This is a genomic window from Pseudomonas sp. DG56-2 (genome assembly GCF_004803755.1).
Taxonomy (GTDB): domain Bacteria; phylum Pseudomonadota; class Gammaproteobacteria; order Pseudomonadales; family Pseudomonadaceae; genus Aquipseudomonas; species Aquipseudomonas auratipiscis.
The window spans coordinates 4015600-4028649 of record NZ_CP032311.1 but is presented as its reverse complement, the minus strand read 5'-3'; the positions used below and the strand labels follow the sequence as shown (position 1 = coordinate 4028649).

The window sequence follows — 13050 nt, the reverse complement described above, 5'->3', positions numbered from 1 at the left end:
CCCGCCGTGAAAGCAGGCTTGGGCCGATGTGTCCGCCTGCCGAACGACTACTGCCATCAGATTGGAGTGTTGAATACCATGAGTGTGGAAACTCAAAAAGAAACCCTGGGCTTCCAGACCGAGGTCAAGCAGCTGCTGCACCTCATGATCCATTCCCTGTATTCGAACAAGGAAATCTTCCTTCGCGAACTGATTTCCAACGCCTCCGACGCGGTCGACAAACTGCGTTTCGAAGCACTGGCCAAGCCTGAGCTGCTCGAAGGCGGCGCCGAGCTGAAAATTCGTGTCAGCTTCGACAAGGATGCCAATACCGTTACCCTCGAAGACAACGGCATTGGCATGAGCCGTGAAGACGTGATCACCCACCTGGGTACGATCGCCAAGTCCGGCACTGCCGACTTCATGAAGAACCTCACCGGCGACCAGAAAAAAGATTCGCACCTGATCGGTCAGTTCGGTGTGGGCTTCTATTCGGCATTTATCGTCGCCGACAAGGTCGATGTGTTCAGCCGTCGTGCCGGCGCTCCGGCTGCCGAAGGTGTGCATTGGTCCTCCAAGGGCGAGGGCGACTTTGAAGTGGCCACCGTAGATAAAGCCGACCGTGGTACCCGTATTGTTCTGCATCTGAAAAAAGGTGAAGAAGAATTCGCTGATGGCTGGCGTCTGCGCAACATCATCAAGAAGTATTCCGACCATATCGCGCTGCCAATCGAGTTGCCAAAGCAAGTCGAAGCCGCAGAAGGCGAGGAGAAGCCGGCCGAGGAATGGGAAACCGTCAACCGTGCCAGCGCTCTGTGGACCCGTCCGCGCACCGAGATCAAGGACGAGGAATACCAGGAGTTCTACAAGCATATCGGTCACGATTTCGAGAACCCGCTGGCCTGGAGCCACAACAAGGTCGAAGGCAAGCTTGAATACAACTCGCTGCTCTACGTGCCGGCACGTGCGCCGTTCGACCTGTATCAGCGCGAGGCGCCGCGCGGTCTGAAGCTGTACGTTCAGCGCGTGTTCGTCATGGACCAGGCCGAGTCGTTCCTGCCGCTGTACCTGCGCTTTATCAAAGGTGTGGTCGACTCCAACGATCTCTCGCTTAACGTTTCGCGGGAAATCCTGCAAAAAGATCCGATCATCGATTCGATGAAATCGGCACTGACCAAGCGCGTGCTGGACATGCTCGAGAAGCTGGCCAAGAACGAGCCTGAACAGTACAAGGGCTTCTGGAAAAACTTCGGCCAAGTCATGAAGGAAGGTCCGGCTGAAGATTTCGCCAACAAGGAGAAGATCGCCGGCCTGCTGCGCTTCGCTTCCACCAGCGATGAAAGCGGCGAGCAAAGCGTGTCTCTGGCAGACTACCTGGCTCGCGCCAAGGAAGGTCAGGACAAGATCTACTTCCTTACCGGTGAATCCTACGCGCAGGTCAAGAACAGCCCACACCTGGAAGTCTTCCGCAAAAAAGGCATCGAGGTGCTGCTGCTCACTGATCGTATCGACGAGTGGCTGATGAGCTACTTGAACGAGTTCGACGGCAAGAGCTTCGTCGATGTCGCCCGTGGCGATCTGGATCTGGGTAAGTTGGACTCTGAAGAGGACAAGAAAGCCCAAGAAGAAGTTGCCAAGGAAAAAGAAGGGTTGGTCGAGCGCCTGAAAGCTGCCTTGGGCGAGAGCGTCAGTGAAGTGCGTGTATCTCACCGCCTGACCGACTCGCCAGCGATCCTGGCCATCGGTGAGCAGGACTTGGGCTTGCAGATGCGCCAGATCCTGGAAGCCAGCGGACAGAAGGTGCCGGACTCCAAGCCGATCTTTGAATTCAACCCGGGCCACCCGCTGATCGAGAAACTGGACAACGAGCAGAGCGAAGATCGTTTCGCCGACTTCTCGCACATCCTCTTCGATCAGGCTGCCCTGGCAGCGGGTGACAGCTTGAAGGATCCGGCGGCGTACGTTCGTCGCCTGAACAAGCTGCTGGTCGAATTGTCGGCTTAAGTAGAGTCAGGGAAAGCCCGCTTCGGCGGGCTTTTTTCATGGTGCAAGGAGGACTGCATGAGCAAGGTTACCGTCGAATCGCTGGTCTATCATGTTGCCGGCAAAGCCTATGAGAGTCGCTTGTTTTATACCCAGGGGGCCAAGGAACAGCCTGGTTTGCTGATGGCGCCGAACTGGATGGGGGTTGGCGAAGGTGCCGAGCGCATCGCCAGGGATGTCGCTGCCCAAGGCTATGTGGTGTTGCTCGCCGACATTTATGGGCAGACCCTGCGGCCGTCGAACATGGATGAAGCGGGCGCGGCGATGACGCCGTTGAAAGATGACCGGGTTGAGCTGCGCAAGCGCCTCAAAGCGGCACTGGATCAGTTGTTGGGGCAATCCAGGGCGGTGCTTGAGCCGGGTAAGCTTGCTACCTTTGGTTTCTGTTTTGGCGGTTGCTGCGCCTTGGAACTGGCGCGTGCCGATGAGCGCCTGCAGGTGGCGGTGTCGTTTCACGGTACGCTGGATACGCCGTTGCCGGCCCAGGAAGGCAAAGTGAAGGCGTCGATGCTGGTGCTGCATGGCGCAGCTGATCCGTTTGTGCCTACAGAGCAGCTACCGGCGTTCGCTGCCGAGATGGATGCGGCCAAGGTTGACTGGCAACTGGTCAGCTATGGTGGTGCGGTGCATTCGTTCACCGACACGGCGGCCAATATCCCTGGCAAGATGAAGTACGACGCGCGCATCTCCAAGCGGGCTTTCCGGGCTATGTACAACTTGTTGGATGAAGTGTTCAAGGCCTAGGGGTTCGTCGGTTCCATCCCGTGGGAGTTAGTCGCCCGCGACGGGGCTGCTGTGCAGCCCTTCGTGAGGAATCCATTCCCACGGTTTATACATTGTCCGTTGCCAGTGCCGCCCAGGCTCAAGGCAGTTCGATTCGTTCACTTTCCCCCGGCACCCTTGGCCAGTCCCCAGCGGCCCAGCGGGCTCGAGCCTGATCTATAAGCGCGGGATCACTGGCAACAAAATTCCAGTTCATTCGTCGTGGTCCATCCAGTGGGTCGCCGCCAAACAGCACCAATTGGCTCTCGCTCTCGGCATACAGGCTCATTTCTTCACCCTCTGGCAGTATCACTAAGCTATGCGGTTCTACGGCTTGATCGTTCAGCAGCACTTCGCCATCCAATACATAGAGGCCGCGCTCAATATGCTCGGTCGGCACGCTCAGGGTGGTTGCAGCCTGCATCTGAATCAACGCATAGAGCGTTGGCGAAAGCACTGGCACCGGTGATTGCAGGCAGAATCCATTACCTGCGATCAAACGAATGTTGACGCCCAGACTGTCGCTCGTCGGCAAGCTCGCAGCAGGATGATGGCTGTATTGCCCGGCTCCTTGTTCCTTGTCTTTTGGGGAAGCTAGCCAGACTTGCAGGCCATGCAGGCGTGAGCCGCTTTCCAACAGGTCCGCCGGGGTACGCTCGACATGGGCAATAGCGCTGCCAGCGGTCATCCAACTGACGTCTCCGGCTTTGACCCGCTGATCGGAGCCGAGACTGTCCTTGTGCAGCAGTTCCCCTTCGAACAGGTAGGTGAGGGTGGACAGGCCGATATGGGGGTGCTGGCGGATATTCACACCTTTGCCTGCGGCGTAGTCGGTTTCGAGCATGTGGTCGAAAAAAACGAACGGCCCGATGCTTCGGCACTGGGCTGAAGGCAGGGGGCGCAAGATCGGTTGTCCTTCGACGGATTCGGCGCGCGGGCGAATGACCAAAAGATTACTCACAGTGGGCTCCAGTCCAGGGGTGATGGACTTGAGCATAACCTGTTACAGGCAGTGCTTGAACTGCGCGGTAGCTTGGCCGGTCTACCTTGTCTTAGACGTCAACAAGGAACGTGCAATGTTTGCCAGAACCCTGCTTACCAGAACCCCGCTTACCAGAAATCGGCATGCCAGTACCCTGGTTGGCATCCTGTTGCTGGGCTTGGGTCTGCAGACTGTGCAGGCGCGTGAGTACCGCTACAGTGATGCACACCTGCATTACGTGGACTTTTTCCAGGAAAGCGAGGGCATGGATGCGTTGCTCAAAGCGATGGACAAGGGGCGTATTGACCAATCCATGATCTCGGGTGTTGCGGTAGCGAAGAAATGGCATGAAGACGAACCCAAGCGCCCGCGCTACTACGCTGGCGACGACGCCGATGCCTACTGGTACAGTGCCACGGATATCTACGTGGCCGCCGCGCTGGAAAAGCTCGCTGCGCAGCAGCGTCAGCGCTTTCACCCGTTTCTGACCGGCTTCAACCCGGTAGACAAGAATGCCGTGGCGCATATCGAGCGTATGCTCGAACTGTATCCCGGGCTGTGGCAGGGTATTGGCGAGGTTTTCACCCGTCATGACGACTTGACGGCACTAACCAGCGGCGACACCCCGCGGGCCAATAACGAGGCCATGACTCGCATTTACCATCTGGCGGCCGAACAGGATCTGCCGGTGCTGATCCACTCCAACATCACCTCCAAGCGCGAGCGCAATCCGCTGTACCTGGCTGAGATTGAAGAACCGTTGCGCAATCACCCGCACACCCGCTTTATCTGGGCCCATGCCGGTACCAGCATGGAGATTCACCGTCACCAGACGCAGTTGGATTTCTTGCTGCCCACGCTGTCGCGCATGCTCGAGAGTTATCCCAATCTGTATATCGACTTGTCCTGGAGCGTCCTCCAGCCTTATCTGCTGGATGAACAGGGCAAGCCCAGGGAGGCGTGGCTGGAACTGGTCAAACGCTTCCCTGAGCGCTTTATGCTTGGCTCCGATGTGGTCGGGCGGTTCGACTCTGTAGGGGAGCAACTACAGGGGTTTGATCCATTTCTCGATGCCTTGCCAGCAGACGTGGCACATAAGGTTGCGCGCGAAAACTTCCTTGCTGTACTGCCGAAGAAACAGCAGTGAGGTATCTGACAGTTTTCCAGTTGTCATCAGTCTGTCATGCCGACGTCATAGCCTGCCGCCATCAATCCTGATGGAGTGCATCATGTTTTTCAGTCGTTTCAGTGCGGTGTGCGGGCTTCTGCTGGTGAGTGGCCTGGCCAGTGCCGAGGTGCGAGTGCAAGGGCCGATCGAGTATGGGTTGTTCCAAACGCAGCATCAAAACTTTCAGCCTGGCGAGCGCGTACTTACCCAGAACAACCAGACGATCCAGCACACTTCTGAGATTCCGGCGCGGCTGGGTAGCAAGTTCGGTATGCGTTATCGCTTGGAGGGCAAGGCGGCTGAGGATGCGCCGTTGACCCTGCTTTACCTCACTCCTGGAGTACTGACCCCCGACGGCAAGCGCCATGACAAATTCGAGGTGGTGCAGAAGCTGGTGCCCGGGGCTGCCCAGGATGTGATGGCCTATGAATTCACCGAGCCTCACGAAGTGGTGCCAGGGGAATGGCATTTCATGGTGTTCCAGGGTGATCGCCTGCTAGCCGAGCAGCGATTTACTGTGCGCTGAGGGCCGAGGTTGGCGCCTCGTGATTGCTGGTGGTAGCGCTAGGCATTTTCGCTTATTGCAAATGAACAGCATGCGCCAGCAGTAGCAGCAGGTAGACAGCAATTGGTTGCCTAGCGTCATTGCGGTAGGCCAGATGACTCAGGACATGCTGCGCATTCGTTCGTTGAATCTGCGATTGCTGATCAACCGCGATCCGCAGCCTTTGCAGACGAACAAGGCGCACATTGAGCAGATCAAGGCGGTATCCAGCAGGGCACTGATCGTGCGGTCGAAGGGATGCAGCCGAGTAATGACCGTGCACAAAGCACACTGGAAGGGGCACATGCAGCAGGTGCGGCGTTGGAGGAAATTGCAGCAGCCATCAGCCTGATCAACGAACGTAATCTGGTGATCGCCAGTGCTTCCGAGCAGCAGGCGCAGGTGGCGCGGGAGGTGGACCGTAACCTGACCAATATTCGTGATCTGGCACTACAGACCTCAGCGGGAGCCAATCAGACCAATGCAGCGAGCCAGGCGATGTCACAGCTGGCGATTGACCTGAATGGCCTGGTAGGGCGGTTTTCGGTGTAAGCAGGGGGGACTGAAAACAAAAACGCCCCGACGAGTCGGGGCGTTTTCAGCATAAGGGGACTAGCCCTTATTTACCTTCCCAGCGCTTTAGCACCAGAGTGGCGTTGGTGCCGCCGAAGCCGAAGCTGTTGCTCATCACGGTATCGATCTTGGCGTTTTCCTGGGTTTTGGTCAGGATCGGCATATCGGCTACCGCTGGATCCAGCTCGTCGATGTTGGCCGAGCCGGCGATGAAGTTACCTTCCATCATCAGCATGCAGTAGATCGCTTCATGCACGCCTGCGGCGCCCAGGGAGTGACCGGAGAGGCTCTTGGTCGAACTGATGGCAGGTGCCTTGTCGCCGAACACTTCGCGAACACCTTTGATCTCGGCAACGTCACCCACTGGCGTCGAGGTGCCGTGGGTGTTCAGGTAGTCGATCGGGGTGTCGACAGTCGACATGGCCATCTGCATGCAGCGGATGGCGCCTTCGCCGCTTGGTGCGACCATGTCGTAACCGTCGGAGGTAGCGCCATAGCCAACGATTTCAGCGTAGATTTTTGCGCCGCGGGCCAGAGCGTGCTCCAGTTCCTCGACCACCACCATGCCGCCACCGCCAGCAATGACGAAACCGTCACGGTCGTTATCGTAGGCACGGGAGGCTTTTTCCGGGGTGTCATTGCGCTTGCTGGACAAGGCGCCCATGGCGTCGAACAGGAACGACTGGCTCCAGTGCTCTTCTTCACCGCCACCGGCGAAGACGATGTCCTGTTTGCCCATTTGAATCTGTTCCATTGCGGTGCCGATGCAGTGTGCACTGGTGGCGCAAGCCGAAGCGATGGAGTAGTTCAGACCCTTGATCTTGAACGGCGTAGCCAGGCACGCCGAGACAGTGCTGCTCATGGTCCGGGTGACGCGGTACGGGCCGACACGCTTGACGCCTTTTTCGCGCAGGATGTCCAACGCTTCCATTTGGTTCAGGGTCGACGCGCCGCCGCTGCCTGCGATCAGGCCGGTACGCGGGTTGGACACCTGTTCTTCCGTCAGGCCCGAATCCTTGATCGCATCGGCCATTGCCAGGTAGGCGTAGGCAGCAGCGTGACCAACGAAACGGAAGACTTTGCGGTCAATCAGTTCTTCGAGGTTGAGGTCAATGGAGCCGGAAACCTGGCTACGCAGACCCATTTCGGCATATTCCGGGTTGAATCGGATGCCAGGGCGGCTTGCACGCAGGTTGGCGGAGACGGTCTCTTTGTCATTGCCCAGGCACGAAACGATGCCCAGACCAGTGATAACGACGCGGCGCATGCGGATAACCCTTAGAAGTTGTCAGTGGAGGTGAATACGCCGACCCGAAGGCCTTCGGCGGTGTAGATCTCGCGACCGTCGACACTGACCGAACCATCAGCGATGGCCATGTTCAGCTTGCCCTTCAGGACGCGCTTGATATGAATGTTGTACGTGACTTTCTTGGCGCTTGGCAGCACCTGGCCAAAGAACTTGACCTCGCCCGAACCCAGGGCGCGACCGCGGCCTGGCAGGCCTTGCCAGCCAAGGAAGAAGCCAACCAGTTGCCACATGGCGTCAAGGCCCAGGCAGCCTGGCATTACTGGATCACCTTCGAAGTGGCAGGCAAAGAACCACAGGTCCGGAGTGATATCCAGCTCGGCGACCAATTCACCTTTGCCGTACTTGCCACCCTCTTCGCTGATATGGGCAATGCGATCGACCATCAGCATGTTCGGGGCGGGCAGTTGCGCGTTACCTGGGCCGAACAGCTCACCGCGACTGCAGCGCAGCAGATCTTCCCGGGTAAAGGCGTTTTGTTTGGTCATGCGAGCTCCTCAATAATCCCCATGCGGCGGGGGGCAAATCTTCCCGACCGACCCCAATCGTTTGTACATTGGGGCGGCAGCCTACACATAGACTATTGCGTTGTAGTGAAAGTCACAGCGCACGGGGCAAAGAAGTACACGTGTGCACTGAAATTTTATTTTCAGGCTTTTTCAGCAGCCTGTCCAGTTCATAAGACTGCCGCAATTTCACATTAATCGCCAGTCGCAGCTGACTGACTGGGTAGCCAACGCTGCAGAATTTGCTGTAAGTCAGTGCGTTTGAACGGCTTGGCCAAATAATCGTTCATTCCAGCGCTCAGGCAGCGTTCGCGATCGCCCTGCAGGGCATTGGCCGTCAAGGCGATGATTGGCATGGCGGCGCCCTGGGGGAGCTGGCGAATACGCCGCGTGGCTTCATAGCCGTCGATTATGGGTAGCCTGCAGTCCATCAGGGTTGCGGCAAAATGCTGGCGTGCGACCTGGGACACGGCCTGGGCGCCATCCACGGCAATGCACACCTCGAAGCCCAGGCTGCGAAGCATGGCCTCGATCACCGTCTGATTGACCGGGTTGTCCTCGACCAACAGAATGCGCTGGCCCTGACCTTCCTTTTCGCGTTCGCTGTTGGGGCTGAGCAGGCGCGGCGTTTGTTGCACCGATAACGCCAGGGGCATTTCCAGGGTAAAGGTCGAACCCTGGCCTTCACGGCTTTCGCCGCGCAACGTGCCGCCCATGCGCTCGGCGAGGGTGCGCGCAATCGATAGTCCCAGGCCTGTGCCGCCGTAGCGTCGGGAGATCGAGCTGTCGGCTTGCTGGAATGCAAGGAACATGGTTTCCAGGCGTTGGTTGTCTATGCCGATGCCGGTGTCATGGACAGCGCAGTTGAACCAGATCAGTTGGCGATCAAGCACCTGCCAACGGGACTCGATGCGCACACTGCCGCGCTCGGTGAACTTCAGCGCATTGCCCACCAGGTTGAGCAGTACCTGGCGTATCCGCGTAGGGTCGCCGACAACTTGCAATTGGGCCATTCCCGGAGGCATCTGCAACTGCAAGTCCAGGCCTCGCTGGGCAGCCAGATGCTGGAAGGATTGCACGCAACTGCCAATCAGTTCGCCAAGATTGAAGTCGATGTGTTCCAGCTCCAGGCTGGTACGCTCGATCCGCGAGAAATCCAGAATATCGTTGATCACCTTGAGCAGATGGCCGGTCGATTCACTGGCTACGGCCGTGTATTCGGCCTGCTCCTCGTTCAAGGTGGTGGTTTCAAGCAGTTGCAACATGCCAAGCACACCATTCATTGGGGTGCGCAGCTCATGGCTCATCATGGCCAGGAAGTCCGATTTGGCCCGGTTTGCCTGTTCGGCCTCTTCGCGCGCCTGGATCAGTTGCGACATGGCCTGCTGCTGCTCATGACTGGCCTGGGCCAAGGCGCGGGCCAGGTTGTTGATGTGGCGGGCCAGGTGCCCCAGTTCACTGTCGTCGACCACCGGCAAGGGGGCATTGAATTCGCCTTGCTGAATGGCTTTTACCGCGTGTCCCATATCGGCAATGGGTTTGGCCAGACTCAAGGCCAGGCGGCGAGCGAGTAAAAAGGTGAAGAGCAGGGCGAACAGGGCAAGGATGGCTGCCTTGATAATGATTTCTTTCTGACGCTCGCTGAAGGCGTCGTTGGACATGCCGACAATAACCCTGCCCAGATAGTCATCGCCTACATTGCGCGAGGGCTGCCCGCCACTGTGCAGGAAATCGTTGTCCAGGCGGATTTGCTGCAGGCGGATTGGGGCCTGGAAAACCTCGACTTGTTGCGCGCGGTTGTCGTGCTCGTCGGGTTGCTCGACGTACACCAGGATATGGTTGCTGCTGTCCTGAACTTCAAGAAAGCGCACGTGGGGAATACTCAAGGTGGCGCGCATCAGGCTCTCGAGCACTTCGTCGTTGCCCGCGATCACCCCGTATTCCGACGCCGGTGCCAGCTGGTTGGCGATCAATTGACCGGTGTGATTGAGTTCCTGGCGCAGGTCCTGGATTCGCACGAAGGTAAAGAAGCTGATCAGCAGCAGCGTCAGCAACAGCGCCGGTCCCAGGCTGATGATCTGGGTGCGGGTGTGAATGTCCCAGCTCAGACGGAGCCTCATGGTCTGCGTTCTCCTTCGGCCAGTACCAGGGCGGCGCTTTCGGGGTCGATGGTATCGATGCCCAGGGCGCGGGCAACTTGCTGGTTGCCAGCGACACTGAAGTGATCAGGGTAGAGCGTGCGAGGCCATTTACCCGGGGGTTGATCGAGCAGTCGGTCGAGCACTGCCAACCAATCCTGTTGGTTGCTCAGGGTGCTGGCCAGCGCGCCAGCACGGACAAAACCTGCATTGGGGCCAATTAATGCCATTTGTCGTCCGTAACTGCTTAACAGCACATTCTTAGCTGTCTTGGAGTTGTACAACTGGGGGTCGTCGATGCCCAGCAGCACATCACTGTTCTGCAGGAGTGTCTGCAATGGACGACTGTCGCGCAGGTCTGGCCAGGCTTGAGCAATGATCTTCAGACCCATGGGCTTTGCTGCGCGGCGCAGTTCTTCGAGAAGAAACTGGCTGTGCTCGGCATAGAGTACGCCGATGCGTTGCGCTTCAGGCAGCAAATAGCGGGTCAGGCGCAGTTGTCGGTCCAGCGGCGGATCGCTCCATAGCAGGCTCAGGTAGGCGGGGCGCAACTGTCCAAGGCGCCGCTCTGCCTGCACTCGGCTCACGCGCAGTGCCAGGGCGGGAGGCCCAGCGGTTTCACTCAAACGCCACTCCAGGCTGGTGCTGTCGAGCAGGATCAGCCGAGTGGCAGGGTCGAGGCGCGAAGGGCGGGGAAGTTTGGTAACCGGTACGAAGTGAACGTTGTCGCCAGGGCGGCGCTCGCTCAAGGCCTGGACGAACAGCTCGACACCAGGGCTGTTCTGGTTGCCGGTGAGCAGGATTTCACTGGCATGCAGCCCACCCAATGGCCACAGGAAGGCCGCCAGCAGCCAGAGACGCAACCTGCGCATTAGAATTCGAGCTCCGCGCTGAAGTACAGCACATGGCGACTGTCAAACAGGTTGTCTGCGTAGGTGGTGGGTTGATCGTCCAGGCGCTGTTGCACGACGCCCGCCAACTCCAGTTGGGCGCGATCCCAGACGAGTCGCTTGGCCACGCGCACGTCGATGCGTTCGAATCGGTACTGGTTGAGCTCATCGTCTCCGTAGTAGAAAAGCGCACTGGACCACCCTTGCCCCCAATCACGCAACCAGCCTGCCGAGCCGCTATTGTGCGCACTCAGGCGACGATCAGCGGGATCGCTGGCCCAGGCGTCGACATAGGCGTAGGTCAGGCGCAGGCGATCGGCACTGCTCAGGCGCCAGTCAAGCTGGGTCTCGCTGCCGCTGAAGCGAGCTCGATTGCTGTTGCTGGCGATGTATTGGTTGTTACGCAGTGGCTCACTGATCATGCCGGTTATTTCGTCATAGAACAGTTTGAAATCCACGCTCAGGTCGGCATCGGCAAAGTAGCCGTTGTAACCCAATTCTCGCGAGCGCATTCGTTCCTGTTCGAGGTCACCCGGGCCGCGGGTCCTGACGAAGTATTGGGCACTGCTCTGGCCGAACGCCCCAGGGGTCAGGTTGTTGACGCGGTAACTCCAGTTGACGTTGTTCTCGAACATGTCCGGCGAACGTACCGCTTCAGAGTACACCGCACGCAACCCGTGCCGTGGAGTGATCAGGTAGTTGACTGCCAGACGTGGGGTGAGGGAGCTGCCGGAGAGATTGGCATCCTCGTACATCGCGCCGCCCTGGATAATCCAGTGCTCGTCGGCGCGCCACTCCAAGTGACCGAACAGGCGCCAGGTGCTGTCATTGAGGCTGCCATTGAAAAACGTCTGCGAATCGGCGCGGTCGTAGCGGTAGTTGGCACCACTCACCAGACGCAGGCTGTCGGAAAGGCTCAGGGTGTCCTGCAGCTCCAGGTCGTAGCGGGTTTCCCGTGTACTCTGGTCGATATCGCCACAGACTTGTTCGGAGCCGCCATTGGCCCACTGTTCTTGCACCTGCTTGCCCAGTGCTTGCTCTTGAGCACCTCCGGCGGGCAGTGGCGCGAGAATATTGCGCGCGACTTGTTCGGCGTAGTTGGGATTGAGCTGCCACAAGCGTGTCAGCGCAGGGCTGAATGACATCGCGGCGTCACAGGCGCGCCACTGCTGCTGGCGATCCCAATGTTGTGCAGTACCTTGCAGATAGAGGCTGTGGTCGGGGTTGAGGTCGATGTTCCAGCGCACTGAGCCGGCGTAGTCCTTGACGTTGGCATCGGAATTGTCGCCATTGGCAGTGACGCCATGGAACACGGGCCTGTAAGTGTAGGGGCGTTGATTGGTCCCTTCTTTGGCCGCAAATTGCCAATCCAGGCTCTGATTATTTGCCAAGGTGTGACTGACGCTCAAACTCAGGCGGGTGAGCCTGCGGCTGTCACGGTAGTCCTGGCCGTTTCGGCTTTCATCGAAGCCATCATCCTCCATGCCCGACAGCGACAGGCGCAAGTCTCCGCCATCCCAGCCGCTGCCTTGACTCGCGTACCAGTCGCTGATGCCACGCTGGCCGCGGGTGATTTTCACGCGAGTGCCGCGGCTATCCGCGGGCTTGCGGGTGAGAATGTTGACCACTGCCATCAACGCATTGGCGCCATAGCTGACGGTGTTCGGGCCGCGGAACACTTCGACGCGCTCGATATCCTCCATGGCCAATGGAATATCGCTCCAGTCTACGGTGGCAAGGCCGGGGCGATAGACTGAACGACCATCGATGAGCACCTGCATGCGTCGTGCTTCGTTGACGTTGCTGCCGTGGTAGTTGACTGTAGGTTGGTTGCCAGCACCGTAGCCGATCATCATCCCCGGAACCAGCCGTAGTAGTTCCGGTATGTCACGGGCGCCGCTGGCGCGGATCAAAGCGTTGTCGAGCACGGTCATACTGCCAGGGACTGCCGCCGGTGACTGTTTGAGTCGGGTAGCGGTGAGCACCTGGGGCAGAGACTGGTCGTCGACGAACAGATCGTCAGCGGCAGCGGGGGCGGCGACAATAGCAGTCAATAGTAAAAGCGGGGGCGAGGCTGAAGAGCCAAATGACACGGTACGGCCTTGGTATCGATTTCAAATCGGGCAGTTTAACCGAGTGGCGAGCATTTTTCAGTCGTC

At 58.6% G+C, this 13050-nt stretch carries 10 protein-coding genes and 1 pseudogene; 5 read left to right on the top strand and 6 right to left on the bottom strand.

Features of this window, described 5'->3' with window-relative positions; translation table 11 throughout:
- Positions 1-78: 78 nt before the first annotated feature.
- Both htpG and D3Z90_RS18440 read left to right on the top strand, forming a co-directional pair.
- A complete protein-coding gene (gene htpG / locus D3Z90_RS18445) occupies positions 79-1983 on the top strand; it encodes a molecular chaperone HtpG (RefSeq protein WP_136477379.1) in 1905 nt (634 codons plus the stop codon).
- 57 nt (positions 1984-2040) lie between these two features.
- On the top strand, positions 2041-2766 hold the full coding sequence (locus tag D3Z90_RS18440; RefSeq protein ID WP_136477378.1) for a dienelactone hydrolase family protein: 726 nt from the start codon (positions 2041-2043) through the stop codon (positions 2764-2766).
- A gap of 118 nt (positions 2767-2884) precedes the next feature.
- Here the strand turns inward: D3Z90_RS18440 and D3Z90_RS18435 are convergent, their stop codons facing one another.
- Positions 2885-3745 (bottom strand): pirin family protein, encoded by an 861-nt coding sequence (locus tag D3Z90_RS18435; RefSeq protein ID WP_136477377.1) that lies wholly within the window; start codon positions 3743-3745, stop codon positions 2885-2887.
- Positions 3746-3860: 115 nt separating this feature from the next.
- Here D3Z90_RS18435 and D3Z90_RS18430 point away from each other — a divergent pair, with 115 nt between their 5' ends.
- The 3 genes and pseudogenes from D3Z90_RS18430 to D3Z90_RS18420 all read left to right on the top strand — a co-directional run.
- Complete coding sequence (locus tag D3Z90_RS18430; RefSeq protein ID WP_136477376.1) at positions 3861-4913, top strand: amidohydrolase family protein; 1053 nt, start codon at positions 3861-3863, stop codon at positions 4911-4913.
- Positions 4914-4995: 82 nt separating this feature from the next.
- Positions 4996-5460, top strand: a complete 465-nt coding sequence (locus D3Z90_RS18425; RefSeq protein WP_136477375.1) for a DUF3859 domain-containing protein — start codon at positions 4996-4998, stop codon at positions 5458-5460.
- A gap of 237 nt (positions 5461-5697) precedes the next feature.
- Positions 5698-6030, top strand: a pseudogene (locus tag D3Z90_RS18420) (methyl-accepting chemotaxis protein); the annotation flags it as partial.
- 67 nt (positions 6031-6097) lie between these two features.
- Here D3Z90_RS18420 and fabB read toward each other — a convergent pair.
- The 5 genes from fabB to D3Z90_RS18395 form a co-directional block, all read right to left on the bottom strand.
- Entirely contained in the window at positions 6098-7318 is a 1221-nt protein-coding gene (gene fabB / locus D3Z90_RS18415) for a beta-ketoacyl-ACP synthase I (RefSeq protein ID WP_136477374.1), read from the bottom strand.
- A gap of 11 nt (positions 7319-7329) precedes the next feature.
- Positions 7330-7845, bottom strand: coding sequence for a 3-hydroxyacyl-[acyl-carrier-protein] dehydratase FabA (fabA, locus tag D3Z90_RS18410; RefSeq protein WP_136477373.1), 516 nt, complete (start codon positions 7843-7845; stop codon positions 7330-7332).
- A 212-nt stretch (positions 7846-8057) separates the two neighbouring features.
- The gene (locus D3Z90_RS18405; protein WP_136477372.1) at positions 8058-9983 is read right to left on the bottom strand and encodes an ATP-binding protein; all 1926 of its coding nucleotides are present in this window, start codon (positions 9981-9983) and stop codon (positions 8058-8060) included.
- Positions 9980-10873 carry an ABC transporter substrate-binding protein gene (locus tag D3Z90_RS18400; protein WP_136477371.1) on the bottom strand — a complete coding sequence of 298 codons (894 nt, stop codon included), beginning with the start codon at positions 10871-10873 and terminating at the stop codon, positions 9980-9982. The genes D3Z90_RS18405 and D3Z90_RS18400 overlap by 4 nt, the downstream gene beginning before the upstream one ends.
- Positions 10873-12984, bottom strand: a complete 2112-nt coding sequence (locus tag D3Z90_RS18395) for a TonB-dependent siderophore receptor (protein ID WP_136477370.1) — start codon at positions 12982-12984, stop codon at positions 10873-10875. The genes D3Z90_RS18400 and D3Z90_RS18395 overlap by 1 nt, the downstream gene beginning before the upstream one ends.
- Positions 12985-13050: the final 66 nt, after the last annotated feature.